Below are 412 nucleotides of genomic sequence, written 5' to 3' on the forward strand. Positions count from 1 at the left end.
TTCCCGAGTTCACTGAACAATTAAAAGGAACGGTTCAAAAACTCCATCATTTAGAACAAACTGCCAAAAATCACTTAGAGAAAGCTACGAAAACTCGGAATATTAATCAATACAATTATGCTGTGTTTATTGCTATTCAATCCTTACTTTGTCGGGAAAAATACGAAGAAATGAAAACCAAGCGCCAGAAAACTAAAGAGGATTTAGCCCAAGAGCGCCATTATGAAATTTCTTATCGTTATGGGGTAGAAGTTTCGCCGGAATTGGTGTTGAGGGATATGGCGGGGGATTATCCTAAGCTGCGGTTACATTATTATTTACTGCATCCTGAACTGGTTCATCAACGGGATAAACGTTATTTAGAAAGACAATTAGAACTAGGGGAAGGAAAAGCTTGTTTGCAGGATATTAA

The 412-nt window shown here is 37.6% G+C and carries 1 pseudogene; it reads left to right on the top strand.

The annotated features are described in order from the left end of the window. Positions 1 to 412 (top strand): annotated as a pseudogene (locus PL9631_RS26485) (hypothetical protein); the annotation flags it as partial.

Source organism: Planktothrix paucivesiculata PCC 9631 (assembly GCF_900009265.2).
GTDB lineage: Bacteria > Cyanobacteriota > Cyanobacteriia > Cyanobacteriales > Microcoleaceae > Planktothrix > Planktothrix paucivesiculata.